Origin of the sequence: Fictibacillus sp. Mic-4 (genome assembly GCF_049843615.1) — a bacterium.
Taxonomy (GTDB): Bacteria; Bacillota; Bacilli; order Bacillales; family Fictibacillaceae; genus Fictibacillus_A; species Fictibacillus_A gelatini.
The window spans coordinates 1-17241 of sequence record NZ_JBBHZM010000052.1 but is presented as its reverse complement, the minus strand read 5'-3'; the positions used below and the strand labels follow the sequence as shown (position 1 = coordinate 17241).

Genomic DNA, 17241 nt, shown 5'->3' with positions numbered 1-17241 from the left:
TACCCGATAAGCTGGAAGCCACCGATTGATAAAACTGAAAAGCCTATTTATTAAGCGCTCGGATTGCTGCTGCACTGGCAAGTCTTTGCAAGCCTGGAGATCGCATTGGTGGTAACCACAATACGTACCCTGGCTTAAAACTGCTGCAGCGATGCTAGTGTGCAAATCGTGCCGATAAAATCAGAGAACTATGAAATGAGTCCAACGTTTTTTGAATATGCGTGTAAAAACGAAAATATTATAGGCCTTTACTTAATCCCGGATTATCATAATCCGACAGCAAGCTGTATGTCTGTCGAGAATCGAAAAGGGATTGCCAAAAAGAATGCCCCGTTCATTATTGAAGATACAACATATCATCTTCACAAAGAACAACCACTACCAGCAATCGCATCATTCGCGCCAGAACAGGTCATCTACATTGCAAGTTTATCAAAATCAATAGCACCGGGGTTGCGACTGGCCTATGTAGCAGTTCCGAGTCTATTCAAGGAGCCCATTTCAAAGGCACTTTATAACTTAAATATATCAGTTTCCCCGTTATTAGCAGAACTGGCGGCGCGTACGATTGTATCGAATCCATTTGAAGTCTTAATCCAGCGTCATCGGGAACAAACCATTCGCAGAAATCAAATTGTAGATCGGCATTTGGCAGACTATATGTGTTTAGGTGCTGAAACGGTCATCTTTCGTTGGTTGCTATTGCAAGGAAAGATGACAGGTGCTGAATTTGAAAGGTTATCTGCACAGCAAAGGGTACAAGTGTATGCGGCTGAACGTTTTGTCGTTGGGAATAGTTGTCCAGAGCGGGCATTGCGATGCGGTCGCGTGGTTGGAGTTGGTATATAGAAAAACAGATGGTATAGAAAAAGTCTATACCATCTGCTTTTTTGTTTATAAAAAAATCATTCGGGACCGATTTTCATTAAAATAAACATTGCTGATTTTAACAATCGTTTTTTTAAAATGATAAATGACCAAATGTACTGTATTTGATAATAAGTTATTAAGCATGATATAAGTGTATAAGAAGTGGAATAGTTGGCTTTATATTTTTTGACCAAGGGTTTAAGTTGTATCCATAGTGAGAGGAATTGATTTGAAATGATAGATAATTTTTGGCGTGATTTACCACGGCCATTTTTTGTACTTGCACCAATGGAAGATGTAACAGATGTTGTTTTTCGTCATGTAGTAAGTAAAGCCGGTCGACCGGATGTATTTTTTACAGAGTTTACAAACTCGGATAGCTATTGTCATCCAGAGGGAATGAAAAGTGTACGTGGCCGTTTAATTTTTACAGAAGATGAACAGCCAATAGTGGCACATATTTGGGGGGATAATCCCGAAAATTTCCGTCAAATGAGTATTGGCATGGCAGAGCTGGGATTCAAAGGCATCGATATTAATATGGGCTGCCCTGTACCGAATGTGGCATCGAGAGGGAAAGGTAGTGGTCTGATTCTGCGTCCAGACGTTGCGGCAGAACTTATTCAAGCAGCAAAGGCGGGCGGACTGCCTGTCAGCGTAAAAACACGACTTGGCTATAACAACGTAAATGAGTGGGAAGAGTGGCTAACGCATATTTTAAAACAGGATATTGTGAACCTTTCTATTCATTTACGTACAAGAAAGGAAATGAGCCAAGTAGATGCGCATTGGGAGCTAATTCCGGAGATCAAAAAATTACGTGACCGTATCGCGCCAAGTACGCTGCTAACCATTAATGGAGACATCCCTGATCGTCAAACCGGGCTGCAGCTTGCGAAAGCATATGGTATTGATGGCATTATGATCGGGCGCGGTATTTTTAAAAATCCTTTTGCTTTTGAAAAAGAGCCAAGAGAACATAGCAGTAAAGAATACCTTGATCTTTTAAGACTGCAGCTTGACCTTCAAGATCAGTATGCGGAAGTACTGCCACGTTCAATCACAAGGCTTCATCGCTTTTTCAAAATTTATGTCAAAGGATTCCGTGGAGCTGGTGATTTAAGAAATCAATTAATGAACACGAAATCAACCGATGAAGTACGTGCATTGCTTGATAATTTTGAAAAAGATTGTTGAGGGGACGGGGACAGCGAAATGTATGTAACACTCAAAAAGAAAGAGAAAAAATAAATCATAACAACTCATGTGTTCACAATCACCATGAATATCAACGATAAAACGCTTGAAAATACAATCAAGCGTTTTATCCATTGGAAAAGAGCTCTCACTAATTAAAAGCAAATTTGATCAAGTTTTTTTATCTTCCGACTCAGCGGCTTTTTCCTCAATAGTTATTTTTTCTTCTTTCCACCAGAGAGCTTCCCCGGGATCTTCTAAAATTTCGGCAATTTCATGTTTTTCCGATACTGCCGGAGCAGAGCCCCGCAGCGCTTTTCCGGTCGTTTCCTTTACAAAAAGCATGGTGACAACACCGATTAAACAAGCAGCCATAATATAATACGCCGGAACCATCTTATTTCCTGTCTCCCTTATTAGCCACGATAACGCCAATGGAGTTGTTCCACCAAATAAAGATACTGAAATATTAAATGTTATCGCCAGCGCAACATACCTTACCTCTGTAAAAAACAAGGATGGCAACATGGACGGCATCGTTGCTTCGAAGGTCGCTAGAAGAATGGCCAATATCATCAGCCCTAAAAAGACCATCCAATTAGAACCGCTTCCAATCATTTTAAGTGACGGGATCGCTAGTAGAATGATTCCGATCAGGCCGCCTAAAATAAGGCGTTTATTTCCAATCCGATCACTGAAATAACCCATGAGTAAAACAATGGGAATCATAATAAACATAACAATTAGAATGAACAAAAGCCCCTTCGTTTCTCCATAGCCGAGAACAACATTTAAATAAGAAGGCATATACGATAACAACATGTAATCCACAACATTAAAAAATAAAACTAAAACGACCCCTTTAAGCAGCTGTGGCCAGTGGTAAAGGAAGACTTTTTTGATTAACCCTTTTTTATTTTCCTCGTGTTTTTCTTCATTCATTGCTTCAAATACTGGAGTCTCCTCCAAATGATTTCTCAAATAAAGGCCAACAAGACCTATCGGTGCGGCAATAAAAAATGGAATACGCCAACCCCAATCGAGCATTTTATCCGGACCAAGTAGATAACTTAGTAGCGTTACGATGCCGGATCCGGCAATATATCCAATTAATGTTCCTACTTCTAACCCGCTTGAGAAAAAACCTCTTTTTTTATCAGGTGAAGATTCCGCGATGAACGTCATGGCACCCGAATATTCACCGCCTGTGGAAAATCCCTGAACCAATCTGGCTAAAAGCAAAAGGATAGGAGCCAAATTTCCAATCGTTCTATAGCTCGGTATCAACCCCATACTTAAAGTAGCCAAAGACATTAAGACTAAAGTGATGGTTAACACCTTTTTTCGGCCTAACTTATCACCCAACATGCCAAAAAACATTCCGCCAAGAGGACGAACGATAAACGCCACCGCAAAGGTCGCAAATGAATACACGATTTGGAGCGGTCCCGTTACCCCCGAAAAAAACACTTTTCCTATGATCACGGCCAAATAAGAGTAAATACCAAAATCAAACCACTCCATCGCATTTCCAAGGGCAGTTGCCACAACTGCTTTTCGTGCGTCTTTTGTATCCACAATGGTAATATCATCTTTTTTTAGCTTTCTTTCTGAATTTTTTCTAAACTTCGCCCGCTTTTTTTCATTTTGATCCAATGGCTTCACCTAAATTCTTATTGAAATATTAATGTTATTTTGAGCTTGCTTCTTTATTGCTATTCAGATGAAACACAGTTTTGAGATATGAATAAATAACGGTGTGCCTAAGGAAGAATTTTCAATTGATTAGAGGGTAAAATGCTATAATGTGTAGTATAATTGAAAAAATTCATTTTTTAGAGTGCTGAAAAAGGTAATTTCATTTGATTATTGGGAGAGATTTTTGATGGCATACTGGATTTTCAGGGTAATCCAAAACATTTTGATGTCGATACATATGTAAAAGAAAATAAAAGAATCGAATGGGATATTCGTCAAAAGTATTATAAGGATGAGATACATAAAGGAGATCAGGTTTTTATTTGGCGTCAGATGGTCATGAGCGTAATAGCGATGGGGTAATTGCATATTGTGAAGTGAAATCAGAGCCAAATACCGAAAATCTTTCTATTGAACTGAACGTTATAGGATTTCGTTTAACTCCTGTAGACGAGATGTTATTAAAACATGAATTAAAAGAACCTCCGGACACTATGAATCTGCCTATATTTCGAATTAGCCAGTTGACGAAATAAATTAAATGATGAAAGTTCAAGAGGCTTTTAAAATTTTGGGAAAACCCACAAATTGTTAAAGAAAGAGTGAATCTCCCTTACTAGAAAAATACCTGTATCAAATTAAGGATACAGGATGTCGTTTATGTGAATAGTGGCGATGTTAAATATCTGTTGAGTAAAAGAACTTTAGTGTGAATGTAAAGTGAACATAGATTTTCAGGTAGATTCGCACCATAATTAATTCAACTGATTTCCTTTAATTGATTTATTTGTAAATGTTGTTCTTTAATTTATTAAAGAAAATGGCTTTTTTGATTAAAATTACGTGGTTTTAATTTGTTTTAATCAAAAAATCGCCGTCGCATCCTTTGCGGATGCGTGGATTGAAATACAAGAAGAGCTTGCGGATCGTCTCGGTATGAAGTCGCATCCTTTGCGGATGCGTGGATTGAAATAGATAAAGAGTATGACATGATTAATCGCTTCAAGTCGCATCCTTTGCGGATGCGTGGATTGAAATCACCATTTCCGACCAATATAAAGTTTGAGCCGGCCGTCGCATCCTTTGCGGATGCGTGGATTGAAATCATTGTTTGAGTTTATTATACATGATTGTTTGCTGTCGCATCCTTTGCGGATGCGTGGATTGAAATATCAGTGACAAGGAGTTACAGAAAATCGAAAATCGTCGCATCCTTTGCGGATGCGTGGATTGAAATTTGGAAAAGTCCAGTAACTTTAAAACATTAGCATCGTCGCATCCTTTGCGGATGCGTGGATTGAAATAAGAGACTTGCTGCCTGTTAATTTATTTAAATCGTCGCATCCTTTGCGGATGCGTGGATTGAAATTGATAGTCGATCCAACTACGCTATTATGGAAGCGGTCGCATCCTTTGCGGATGCGTGGATTGAAATAAATAGTAGATTTCGCTATGCAACCGGCGCTTACGTCGCATCCTTTGCGGATGCGTGGATTGAAATTCCAGTAAATAAGGAGCCGTTAGTATTGCACGATCGTCGCATCCTTTGCGGATGCGTGGATTGAAATGATAGCATCCTCAATGGATTCAAGCGTGTCACGAGTCGCATCCTTTGCGGATGCGTGGATTGAAATCCGAATATTTTCGCCTTTCTATACCCGTATTGTCGTCGCATCCTTTGCGGATGCGTGGATTGAAATAAATGGTTAATTATACTTTTGGCGCTTTTTTCATCGTCGCATCCTTTGCGGATGCGTGGATTGAAATTCCACTTGTTACCATTGCCATGAAGGAATCTGGGTCGCATCCTTTGCGGATGCGTGGATTGAAATTGCATTGTTAAGAATTGTTTGAATGACAACCGGGTCGCATCCTTTGCGGATGCGTGGATTGAAATTTCTCTTACTGCCTCATTAATAATAGTATATACTGTCGCATCCTTTGCGGATGCGTGGATTGAAATTTTTCAAATTGCAACGGCTGACCATGAAGGAATTGTTGCATCCTTCCAGATATGATAGTTGATAAAAATATACAGTTACAAAAAACATAGCGGATGAATTTTTGATTCAAAACTTGAACCAAAAGAATGCTTGAGTTTTTCTTTAGAAACTGATAGTAAAAAAACTTAATAAAAATAAGGAAAATCTACCTACTTTGATGTATAATCAAGGTTATAGTGGAAGAAATTTCATTGCCGGAGGGGGACTAATGAATTATATCGCTCACATTCGTGAAAGTGATAATGAGATTCAAACCGTTGAGGAACATTTATTGGAAGTTAAATCATTAGCCGAATCCTATGGAGAAAAAATAGGGATTAAACATCTAACCGGTCTTGCCGGCCTACTTCATGATATGGGTAAATACACTAATGAGTTTAGAGAATACATACTGGAAGCAGCAAGTAACCCTGAGTCACCGCCAAAAAGAGGAAGCGTTGACCATTCAACTTCAGGTGGAAAACTCTTATACGAACTCTACCATACGGAACATATTGATCGGTATAAAGGAATTGTCGCTGAAATCGTAGGTAATGCGATTATTTCCCACCATTCGTATCTTCAAGATTTTTTAAACCCGAATTTAGAATCAAATTATTTAAATCGTGTACGGGATAAAGAATTAGCTGAATTTGAAATGGCTAAGCAGCTCTTTTTTGATCATGTTATAAATGAAGCTGATTTCAACGATTATGTAAATAAGGCTGCTATGGAATTGGAAATTTTTTTATCAAAAGTGCCTTCCGGAAATTTTGAGAGTCAATTAATGTTTTTAACGAAATTTATTTTTAGTGCATTAATTGATGCTGATCGGACAAATACAAGGCGATTTGAAGAAAATAAGCCGATCGAACCATCAAACAATTGCAATAAACTTTTTAATACATACTACGAAAAACTCATCACGAAAATCAACTCATTTAAAAACCATCAGAATGCGGATACACCTATTAATCTTCTAAGAAGAGATATGTCTAATCAATGTGACCAATTTGCCGAAAGACCATCTGGAATTTATACATTATCAATTCCAACTGGTGGCGGGAAAACGTTAGCAAGTTTAAGATATGCACTAAAACACGCTTCACTTTATAACAAAAAACGGATAATTTATGTCGTTCCCTATACAACTATAATTGAACAAAATGCAGAAGAAGTTAGAAAAATATTAAAAGATGAAGCCAATATATTAGAACATCATTCTAACGTTATAGAAGATTGGAATGATGATGACGAAAATGAAGATGGCATAATTAATATACGGCAAAAACTAAAACTTGCGAAAGATAATTGGGATTCACCGATTATTTTTACGACTATGGTTCAATTTTTGAATGTTTTTTATGCAAAGGGAAGCAGAAATATTAGAAGACTTCACAATATAAGTGAGTCGGTTATTATTTTTGACGAAGTACAAAAAGTTCCCGTTTCATGCGTGTCTTTATTTAATCAAGCGTTAAACTTTATAAAAACGTTTGGTCGTTCCAGTATCATCCTTTGCACCGCTACTCAGCCGGCACTTGATTTTGTTCAACATAAATTGGATGTCGATACTGATGCGGAAATAATCAACAAACTGGATTATGTTATTGAGGCATTTAAACGAGTTGAGATTGTCGACAGAGCAACAAATGAAACGTTTAATAATGAAAAACTTTCTCATTTTATTAAAACAAAAATAGAAGAAGTTCAAAGTGTGTTGGTCATATTAAACACGAAAACCGTCGTTAAAGATTTATATCACCGATTGAAAGAGAAAGAGAGCCAAATTCCAATTTATCATTTAAGCACGTCAATGTGTGCTGCTCATAGAAATACAATTTTAACTGAAGTAAGACAGCACCTTCAAGAGAAAAAGAAGATCATATGCATTAGCACACAATTAATTGAAGCAGGGGTAGATGTCAGTTTCCAGTGTGTCATTCGATCGTTAGCGGGGTTGGACTCCATTGCTCAAGCTGCCGGAAGATGTAACCGGCATGGGGAGGAGGATGTTCAAAATGTCTACATTATTGATCATGAGGAAGAGAACCTAAAGCATCTAAAAGAAATTAAAGTAGGTAAACAGGTAGCAAGAAAAATTCTGGTGGATATTGGACGCGATAAATCTAGCCATGGCGGCAATATATTGTCGAGGCATGCAATGGAACGGTATTTTAAAGAGCTTTATACTGAATTCGAATCAGATTTAAATTATTTTATACCGAAATTAAAAAAAGAAATGATTGAACTTTTAACTGCAACGAAAACCAATTCCAGTTACTATCAAGCCTATGTTCATAATGAACTAAAACACCTTCCTTTATTTATCGTAAACAGTTATAAAACAGCGGCGGAGAACTTTCAAGTCATTGATAACCATACTTCTTCTTTTCTTGTCCCATATGGTGAAGGGAAAGAGATAATTGCGGAATTAAATGGGAATCGATCAATTGATGATCTTACTCGATTATTGAAGAAGGCCCAGCAATATACAATCAATCTTTATGAGTATGAACGAAAACTATTGGAACAAAATGATGGGGTAGTCAGCTATTTTGATGGAAAAATTTTAGCTTTGAAAGAAGGAGCATATAATACCGAATTTGGTTTAGACATTGGTAATGAAAGTGGACTTGGGTTTAACATATTTTAAAAACCTATCTTGAAAAAAAGATAGGTTTTTAAATAGTATAGTATATTTTTCAATCCACGCTTTTATAAAGCGACAATTTATTATAACATGTAAACTCAAAATTAGTTTTGTTTTCATATAATATACTATTTACTAATTTTTAATTGAATGATAATATTGAATCGTTAGATAATTGGAAGGGGGTGAGAAAATGAGAAATGGAATCGAATTTGAAGTTTACGGTAAGTATGCCCTGTTTACGGATCCATTAACAAAGATGGGCGGGGAGAAGCTTTCCTATCAAGTCCCAACGTACCAGGCGCTCAAAGGAATAGTAGAATCAATCTACTGGAAACCGACTTTATTAATGGTCGTTGATGAAGTAAGAGTAATGAACCCAATCCGTATGGAGTCAAAAGGCATTCGTCCAATTGAGTATGGTGGAGGAAATACGCTTGCTAATTATACGTATTTGAAAGATGTCCGCTATCAAGTAAGAGCTCATTTTATCTTTAATCCATACCGACCGGACATGGCGTTTGACCGTAACGAGAATAAACATCATAACATTCTAAAACGGTCTCTTAAAGCCGGGGGACGGAGAGACATCTTTCTCGGTGCTAGAGAATGTCAGGGTTATGTAGAGCCGTGTGTGTTCGGAGAAGGTACAAGCTTTTATGACAACTATGGAGAGATTCACCTTGGCACAATGGTTCACGGCATTAATTATCCTGATGAAACGGGCAGGAATCAGATGGAAGTTCGCCTTTGGAATCCAGTTATGAAAAATGGTGTGATCCAATTTATAAGGCCTGATCAATGTACACATATTCGAAAAATTTCCGACATGGAGCCAAAACAATTTGATGATTCTAATGTTCAATCGGTAGATAATCTGTTTAATCAGTTAGAAAAGGGGTGAGGTGATGAGTTGGTTATTGCATCTATATGAAACCTATGAGTCTAATCTAGATCAAGTGGGGGTAATTGAAAAAAAACGTAATGATCAGGAGTATACACTACTTCCTATTTCTCATACGACACAAAATGCACAAATTGAAGTAAACATAACGGAAGATGGCGAGTTTCATTCTGCTAACGTGGTTGATAAAAACGATGCAAGTACAATTATTCCATGTACGGAGGAATCATCAAGCCGGTCTTCAGGAATTGCGCCCTATCCACTCCACGATAAACTGAACTATGTAGCAGGGGACTTTGTGGCATATGGTGGGAAAATAAAAAAAGAAGAGCCCTTTACATACTATATTAAACAATTAGAAGAATGGGCTGAATCACCTTATGCTCATTCCAAAATTAAAAGCATTTATCACTATTTAAGTAAGAGGCAGTTAATTAAAGATTTAGTAGAGGAAAAAATTTTGCACTTAGATACTGATGGAAAATTGATAGAAAAATGGGACAAAAAGTATGAATCGCTGCATGGTGAAAAACCTCCACTATTTTCGGCTCTTGTTGGCGGACAAGAAAGCGCTTTCGTACGTTTTAATGTTCATTCTCCTACTAAACGTTTAACGAAAGTTTGGAGGGATAAAGAAGTTTATGAATCTTACATTCGCTTTTATAATGAATTACTAAACGACGAGGATCTTTGTTTCGTAACAGGAAAAAGGTTACCTGGAACTGAAAGACATGCAAACAAAATAAGAAATGCAGCTGATAAAGCAAAGTTAATCTCAGCAAATGATACGAGCGGTTTTACATTTAGAGGACGTTTTACAAAAAGCAACGAGGTTGCAAGTATTAGTTATGAAGTGTCGCAAAAAGCGCATAATGCGTTGAAATGGTTGATTAATCGGCAGGGGAAAATCGTTGATCAACGAGTATTTCTCGTATGGGCCAATGATGATCTTGATATTCCTGATCCTATGGTTGACACGTTTGCGATTGATCCCGCCTCGGTTTTAATGAAAGAAAGAAAATCGTATACGAATCAAGTATTTGCGAATGAAGTGGCCAAAGCAATAGATGGATATAAAAATAATTTAACAAATAAATCGGATGTAACAATTTTAGTCCTTGATTCTGCAACAACAGGTCGCCTGGCGGTTCTTTACTATCGCAGTATAGATAAGGAGCTCTATTTAGATAGACTTAAAAAGTGGCATAAGACATGTGTTTGGCTTCATCGTTACAGAAAAAATGAAAAAAATGAGTTTGTTCAATTTTACGGGGCCCCGGCAACGAAAGATATTGCGTTTGCAGCCTATGGACCGAAAGCAAACGAGAAAGTGGTCAAAGGATTAATGGAACGCATGCTCCCTTGTATTATTGATGATAAAAAAATTCCACTCGATATCCTTAGAAGTGCTTATTACCGTGCTTCAAATCCCGTGTCAATGGATAAATGGGAATGGGAAAAAACACTGAGTATTACATGTGCATTAATCAATAAAATGGAGGGGTATAACGTGGCACTCGATACAGAAAACAATGACCGTGATTATTTGTTCGGACGTTTGTTAGCCGTAGCGGATGTTTTAGAAAGACGTGCGCTAGGTTCTGATGAATCGCGAACAACAAACGCAATTCGTTATATGAATTCATTTTCTAAACATCCGGCAAGAACATGGAAAACGATCCAGGAGAGCCTTCAGCCTTATCAAGCCCGACTAGGTACAAAGGGCTTGTATTTATCTAAAATCATTGATGAGGTAGCGTCAAAAATTCATTTTGATGATTTCAACAACAAACCTTTATCAGGCAAATATTTATTAGGTTTTTACAGCCAGCGGCATGAGTTGTATCAGAAAAAAGAAACTGAAGGTGTAAAAGAAGAATCAACAAATTAAGGGGGATTTGAAGATGACAGTGTTAGACCACAAAATTGACTTTGCTGTTGTATTATCGGTAACGAAAGCAAACCCAAACGGTGATCCATTAAATGGAAATAGACCGCGGCAAAATTATGATGGACACGGCGAAATATCGGATGTCGCCATCAAAAGAAAAATAAGAAATCGCCTTCAAGATATGGGAGAATCCATTTTTGTCCAGTCGAACGATAGGAAAATTGATCAGTTTAAAAGTTTAAGAGAGCGTGCAGAGGCCAATTCAGAACTTTCCAATATAATGAAATCAAAAGATGGCTCGAGCGAGGAATTTGCCATGAGGGCTTGTCAAGAATGGATTGATGTACGAAGTTTTGGACAAGTTTTTGCATTTAAAGGCACAGGGAAAGGATCGGGAGTCTCAGTTGGAATTAGGGGACCGGTATCGATTCATACGGCAACAAGTGTAAATCCAATTGATATTACGAGCATGCAAATTACAAAGAGCGTGAATTCCGAACCGGGAAAAGATAAAGGCTCTGACACAATGGGAATGAAGCATCGAGTTGACTTTGGTGTTTATGTATTTTACGGAAGTATCAATACACAACTAGCAGAAAAAACAGGTTTTACAAATGAAGATGCTGAAAAAATTAAACAAGCTTTAGTTACGTTATTTGAAAATGATGCATCGTCGGCACGACCCGAAGGAAGCATAGAGGTTAATAAAGTTTTCTGGTGGAAACACCATTCCAAACTTGGACAATATTCTTCAGCCAAAGTTCATCGTTTATTGGATATAAAACCAAAAACGGAAGAACCTAAATCGATCGATGATTATAGCATTGAAGTGAATGAATTAGAAGGTTTATATGTTGAGGTCATAGATGGACTTTAATGAAGAAGACTATCTCATGCTGTCCGGCATACAGCATTTCCAATTTTGCAGACGGCAATGGGCCCTCATTCACATTGAGCAGCAATGGGAAGAAAACGTTAGAACGGTTGAGGGACAACATCTTCATCAAAAGGCGGATCAACCATTTATTAGAGAGAAGCGCAAAGATAAACTTATTGTCCGTGCAATGCCCGTGAAATCAAATAATCTCAAAATTACCGGTATTTGCGATGTAGTAGAGTTTATTCGAGATGATGATTGCGGAGTAGCAATAGAAGGTGCTGAAGGAAAGTATGTAGCTTATCCTGTTGAGTACAAACGAGGTAAACCAAAACTGGACGACGCGGATATTTTACAATTAACTGCTCAGGCGATGTGTTTAGAGGAAATGTTACTCTGTGAAATAAACGTAGGTTACATGTTTTATCATGAAATCAAACATAGGGTTGAAGTGCAATTTACCGATCAACATAAAAATAAAGTTAGGGCAATCGTCGCTGAAATGCATGGACTTTATAACCGAAAACATACTCCGAAAGTAAAAATGGGTACTTTTTGTAAAAATTGTTCCCTTCAAAATGTTTGCTTACCCAAATTGATGAATAAACGATCGGTTAAAAGCTATATTGAAGGGAAGATCCATGAATGAAAAAACTTCTAAATACATTATTTGTTACTCAATCCGACGTATATTTATCATTGGATGGAGATAATGTAGTTCTTCTTAAAGAGCAAGAAAAGTTAGGAAGATTGCCGCTTCACAATTTAGAATCCATCGTATCGTTTGGTTATACGGGAGCAAGTCCTGCATTAATGGGGTATTGCGCTGAAAGAAACATCTCGTTGATTTTTTTTACGAAGAACGGAAGGTTTCTAGCACGGGTAATCGGAAAAAGTAAAGGAAATGTGATTTTAAGAAAGAAGCAATACCAAGTTTCAGATAATGAGCTTTTATCGGCGAAGATTGCTCGTAATTTTATTGTTGGAAAGATTTACAATAATAAGTGGATACTTGAAAGAATGACTAGAGATTATCCACTACGGGTAAACGTAGCAGAATTCAAAGAAATCTCTCAACATTTATCATCGATCATTCTTGAAGTGAGGAAATGTGAAGATTTAGAGCGATTACGCGGTTTAGAAGGACAGGCTGCGATAAGCTACAATAAATTGTTCAATCAAATGATTCTGCAACAAAAAGATGAATTTTATTTTCACTCTCGTTCCCGACGTCCTCCATTAGATAACGTCAATGCAATGCTGTCGTTTGCTTATACACTATTATCCAATGATATGGCAGCTGCATTAGAAGGTGTAGGATTGGATGCCTATGTCGGCTTTTTACACAGGGATCGACCGGGAAGAGTATCTTTAGCGTTAGATGTGATGGAAGAACTAAGAGGTATTTACGCAGATAAGTTTGTCCTTTCACTGATTAATAAAAAAGTAGTAAATAAAAATGACTTTTTGAAAAAAGAAAATGGCGCGGTGATCATGACAGACGAAGCAAGGAAAAAGTTTTTGGCGGCATGGCAAAATAAAAAGCAAGAAAAAATCACCCATCCTTACCTTGGTGAAAAAATTATGTGGGGACTTGTTCCGTATGCTCAGGCATTGTTGTTAGCACGCCATTTACGTAATGACCTTGATGAGTACCCGCCATTTTTATGGAAGTAGGTGATGCCTTATTGTTAGTATTAATTACGTATGATGTAAGCACAGCTAGTAGTGCAGGACAAAAAAGACTCCGAAGAGTTTCAAAAGTTTGTCAAAATTATGGTCAACGGGTTCAAAATTCAGTATTTGAATGTGTTGTAGATGCCACTCAATTTACTTCTTTAAAAATAGAATTAGCAAATATTATCGATGAAAGTCAGGATAGCCTCCGGTTCTATCAGTTAGGCAATAATTATAAAACGAAGGTTGAGCATATTGGCGTAGGAGAATCTGTCGACTTAGAAGGACCTTTAATTTTTTAGTGCGAACATAAAGTGCACATGGATTTCCAGGCTGATTCGCACTTGATTTTACGCCGTGAATTTCCTTTTATTGATTTTTTTGTAAATAATGTTCTTTAATTAATTAAAGAAAATGGCGATTTTGATTAAAATTCCGCGATTTTTATTTGTTTTAATCAAAAAATCGCCGTCGCATCCCTCGCGGATGCGTGGATTGAAATAAAGGCTCCTTAAAAAAGGGTACACATCATTAAGAGTCGCATCCCTCGCGGATGCGTGGATTGAAATCATACCTTCATTTCTTTTCGTGTTACTTTTGGCGTCGCATCCCTCGCGGATGCGTGGATTGAAATATACAGTGTATTGTCAATTTGCTCTAAATCAAGAGGTCGCATCCCTCGCGGATGCGTGGATTGAAATATTACCAAAGCGTAAGGACCGTACGAATAACGATCGTCGCATCCCTCGCGGATGCGTGGATTGAAATTTTTCCTTTAGGTGTAATCAAGGTTTGAACATCCGGTCGCATCCCTCGCGGATGCGTGGATTGAAATCAATGAAGAATCTTCAAAAAGTAAAGTTAAGTCAAGTCGCATCCCTCGCGGATGCGTGGATTGAAATATGTAGTTTTTAGAGTATCGGATGAATATTTGATCGTCGCATCCCTCGCGGATGCGTGGATTGAAATCGTAGTACTGAAGATGTTTATGAATGGGATGATCGTCGCATCCCTCGCGGATGCGTGGATTGAAATAGGTACTGGCGGACAGGTTGGAATTGATACCGTTAGTCGCATCCCTCGCGGATGCGTGGATTGAAATTTTGATAGGGAAACACACCTGGGCGAGTAATCGGCGTCGCATCCCTCGCGGATGCGTGGATTGAAATTATCACTGGCCAGTCTGTATCCGCATTTAATCAGTCGTCGCATCCCTCGCGGATGCGTGGATTGAAATCAGCTAGCTGATTTGCACGTAATTCTTGTTGCGTGTCGCATCCCTCGCGGATGCGTGGATTGAAATCCTTCTTTGTCACCCGTTAAAAGAAGAGAATTTGTGTCGCATCCCTCGCGGATGCGTGGATTGAAATAATTTACAATGTATGATAATGAACATTACGGAGGTCGCATCCCTCGCGGATGCGTGGATTGAAATCCGTCTTTTTTTATTGGGAAAAATCCGGATAAGGTCGCATCCCTCGCGGATGCGTGGATTGAAATACAGGAATTTTAGGAGCCGGCGTTGACTATTCCGTCGCATCCCTCGCGGATGCGTGGATTGAAATTTCGCTCGATGATCAACCATGATCAGGATATCGATAGTCGCATCCCTCGCGGATGCGTGGATTGAAATTCAATCGGCAGCTGTAGCAAATGGTTTGAAATTTAGGTCGCATCCCTCGCGGATGCGTGGATTGAAATTATCACTGGCCAGTCTGTATCCGCATTTAATCAGTCGTCGCATCCCTCGCGGATGCGTGGATTGAAATCCCACACTTGTCCGACAACGTAGTCGGATGATTGGTCGCATCCCTCGCGGATGCGTGGATTGAAATTCCATTTTGGGTATCACGAACAGTAAACATAGCGTCGCATCCCTCGCGGATGCGTGGATTGAAATTTTGATAGGGAAACACACCTGGGCGAGTAATCGGCGTCGCATCCCTCGCGGATGCGTGGATTGAAATTGTTAGGAAATCGTTACCGTCATAATAATGTTTACCGTCGCATCCCTCGCGGATGCGTGGATTGAAATTTTACTCCAAGTAAACGACCACAATCCGGCGGCGGTCGCATCCCTCGCGGATGCGTGGATTGAAATTTTAGAGAAAACCGTTAAATTATTTACTCCTTATGTCGCATCCCTCGCGGATGCGTGGATTGAAATGTCTATCGACCTGGATTGAATATAGGGTGTCTGCACGTCGCATCCCTCGCGGATGCGTGGATTGAAATAATTGATTTGCAGGAAATCAGAATCGCCAAAAGGTCGCATCCCTCGCGGATGCGTGGATTGAAATTCTAGTTGCAAGAAAAATGAACAAAAAATTTAGTGGTCGCATCCCTCGCGGATGCGTGGATTGAAATTTCCCAGGTAATTAATCCTTTCTTACGCAATTGTTGTCGCATCCCTCGCGGATGCGTGGATTGAAATGACGCTTATGCTTTTGCTCGCGCGAAACGGAATTGTCGCATCCCTCGCGGATGCGTGGATTGAAATAACTTTTGCTGGGCGCGTCTGGGCTATGGGCCGTGTCGCATCCCTCGCGGATGCGTGGATTGAAATAGCAGCCGATGCAAAAGCGAAGAAAAATGCAAAAGGTCGCATCCCTCGCGGATGCGTGGATTGAAATTTAATTATTTATAAAAACATTTACATGTATAATTGTCGCATCCCTCGCGGATGCGTGGATTGAAATAATTTCTTCATCCTCCTCTGTGATAAATTCTTCTGTCGCATCCCTCGCGGATGCGTGGATTGAAATACAATTATTTGGAGCCTCAATTCAAGGCGTTTTGTCGCATCCCTCGCGGATGCGTGGATTGAAATATAACGTTTTCCCCTTTCATTCTGAACTGGATTTGTCGCATCCCTCGCGGATGCGTGGATTGAAATTTAAGAAGTTTTTAATGTCCACAGCATGACGGGCGTCGCATCCCTCGCGGATGCGTGGATTGAAATACAATTATTTGGAGCCTCAATTCAAGGCGTTTTTTGTCGCATCCCTCGCGGATGCGTGGATTGAAATAAGTGCCCGCTGGCCGTCACGATCAACAACAATAGTCGCATCCCTCGCGGATGCGTGGATTGAAATAAGATGGCGATGTACCGTACTCGTTGAACGCAACGTCGCATCCCTCGCGGATGCGTGGATTGAAATTAACTTAAATGTCCTAGTTCTTCGTCGAAGATGACGTCGCATCCCTCGCGGATGCGTGGATTGAAATACTTATTATAGGTGCGGTTTATACGAGGAGCTGCAAGTCGCATCCCTCGCGGATGCGTGGATTGAAATTACCTATTATGAACAAGGCCTACTAAAAGATTGGCAGTCGCATCCCTCGCGGATGCGTGGATTGAAATAGTTGAAACCGAACCAACACAGGGAATTGTTGACGTCGCATCCCTCGCGGATGCGTGGATTGAAATAACTAGGTTAAAGAAAGAACTACCGGACATTGCTGTCGCATCCCTCGCGGATGCGTGGATTT

Annotated in this window: 9 protein-coding genes, 1 pseudogene and 2 CRISPR repeat arrays; of the genes and pseudogenes, 9 read left to right on the top strand and 1 reads right to left on the bottom strand. The window is 39.2% G+C overall.

Translation table 11 applies throughout. The annotated features are described in order from the left end of the window. Positions 1-62: 62 nt before the first annotated feature. A pseudogene (locus WD019_RS19990) lies at positions 63-819 on the top strand (PLP-dependent aminotransferase family protein); the annotation flags it as partial. Between the two features lie 285 nt (positions 820-1104). After that, positions 1105-2067: a tRNA dihydrouridine synthase gene (locus tag WD019_RS19985; protein ID WP_425712592.1), complete on the top strand. Its 963-nt coding sequence runs from the start codon at positions 1105-1107 to the stop codon at positions 2065-2067. Positions 2068-2238: 171 nt separating this feature from the next. Here WD019_RS19985 and WD019_RS19980 read toward each other — a convergent pair whose 3' ends face one another. After that, positions 2239-3723, bottom strand: coding sequence for an MFS transporter (locus WD019_RS19980; protein ID WP_425712591.1), 1485 nt, complete (start codon positions 3721-3723; stop codon positions 2239-2241). 918 nt (positions 3724-4641) lie between these two features. Beyond that, a CRISPR array of direct repeats spans positions 4642-5728; the repeat unit is 32 nt; unit sequence GTCGCATCCTTTGCGGATGCGTGGATTGAAAT. Positions 5729-5976: 248 nt separating this feature from the next. Between WD019_RS19980 and cas3 the strand changes: the two genes are divergently transcribed. The 7 genes from cas3 to cas2 all read left to right on the top strand — a co-directional run bounded on the left by cas3 (position 5977) and on the right by cas2 (position 14051). Continuing rightward, positions 5977-8403 carry a CRISPR-associated helicase Cas3' gene (gene cas3, locus WD019_RS19975; protein WP_425712590.1) on the top strand — a complete coding sequence of 809 codons (2427 nt, stop codon included), beginning with the start codon at positions 5977-5979 and terminating at the stop codon, positions 8401-8403. A gap of 190 nt (positions 8404-8593) precedes the next feature. Further along, the gene (gene cas5c / locus WD019_RS19970) at positions 8594-9304 is read left to right on the top strand and encodes a type I-C CRISPR-associated protein Cas5c (protein ID WP_425712589.1); all 711 of its coding nucleotides are present in this window, start codon (positions 8594-8596) and stop codon (positions 9302-9304) included. 4 nt (positions 9305-9308) lie between these two features. Next, on the top strand, positions 9309-11195 hold the full coding sequence (gene cas8c / locus WD019_RS19965; protein ID WP_425712588.1) for a type I-C CRISPR-associated protein Cas8c/Csd1: 1887 nt from the start codon (positions 9309-9311) through the stop codon (positions 11193-11195). A gap of 13 nt (positions 11196-11208) precedes the next feature. Next, a complete protein-coding gene (gene cas7c / locus WD019_RS19960; protein WP_425712587.1) occupies positions 11209-12072 on the top strand; it encodes a type I-C CRISPR-associated protein Cas7/Csd2 in 864 nt (287 codons plus the stop codon). Next, the gene (gene cas4 / locus WD019_RS19955) at positions 12062-12721 is read left to right on the top strand and encodes a CRISPR-associated protein Cas4 (protein WP_425712586.1); all 660 of its coding nucleotides are present in this window, start codon (positions 12062-12064) and stop codon (positions 12719-12721) included. The genes cas7c and cas4 overlap by 11 nt, the downstream gene beginning before the upstream one ends. Then, positions 12718-13749 carry a type I-C CRISPR-associated endonuclease Cas1c gene (gene cas1c, locus WD019_RS19950; protein ID WP_425712585.1) on the top strand — a complete coding sequence of 344 codons (1032 nt, stop codon included), beginning with the start codon at positions 12718-12720 and terminating at the stop codon, positions 13747-13749. Before cas4 ends, cas1c begins: the two co-directional genes overlap by 4 nt. Positions 13750-13760: 11 nt before the next feature. Beyond that, on the top strand, positions 13761-14051 hold the full coding sequence (cas2, locus tag WD019_RS19945) for a CRISPR-associated endonuclease Cas2 (RefSeq protein ID WP_425712584.1): 291 nt from the start codon (positions 13761-13763) through the stop codon (positions 14049-14051). Between the two features lie 168 nt (positions 14052-14219). Beyond that, positions 14220-17179: a CRISPR direct-repeat array (repeat unit 32 nt; unit sequence GTCGCATCCCTCGCGGATGCGTGGATTGAAAT). Positions 17180-17241 lie beyond the last annotated feature (62 nt).

What these genes read in the sequence shown, in the direction of transcription:
- WD019_RS19985 (WP_425712592.1), top strand. Translation starts at nt 1,105, where the DNA reads ATGATAGATAATTTTTGGCGTGATTTACCACGGCCATTTTTTGTACTT.
- cas3 (WP_425712590.1), top strand. Translation starts at nt 5,977, where the DNA reads ATGAATTATATCGCTCACATTCGTGAAAGTGATAATGAGATTCAAACC.
- cas4 (WP_425712586.1), top strand. Translation starts at nt 12,062, where the DNA reads ATGGACTTTAATGAAGAAGACTATCTCATGCTGTCCGGCATACAGCAT.
- cas1c (WP_425712585.1), top strand. Translation starts at nt 12,718, where the DNA reads ATGAAAAAACTTCTAAATACATTATTTGTTACTCAATCCGACGTATAT.
- cas5c (WP_425712589.1), top strand. Translation starts at nt 8,594, where the DNA reads ATGAGAAATGGAATCGAATTTGAAGTTTACGGTAAGTATGCCCTGTTT.
- cas8c (WP_425712588.1), top strand. Translation starts at nt 9,309, where the DNA reads ATGAGTTGGTTATTGCATCTATATGAAACCTATGAGTCTAATCTAGAT.
- cas7c (WP_425712587.1), top strand. Translation starts at nt 11,209, where the DNA reads ATGACAGTGTTAGACCACAAAATTGACTTTGCTGTTGTATTATCGGTA.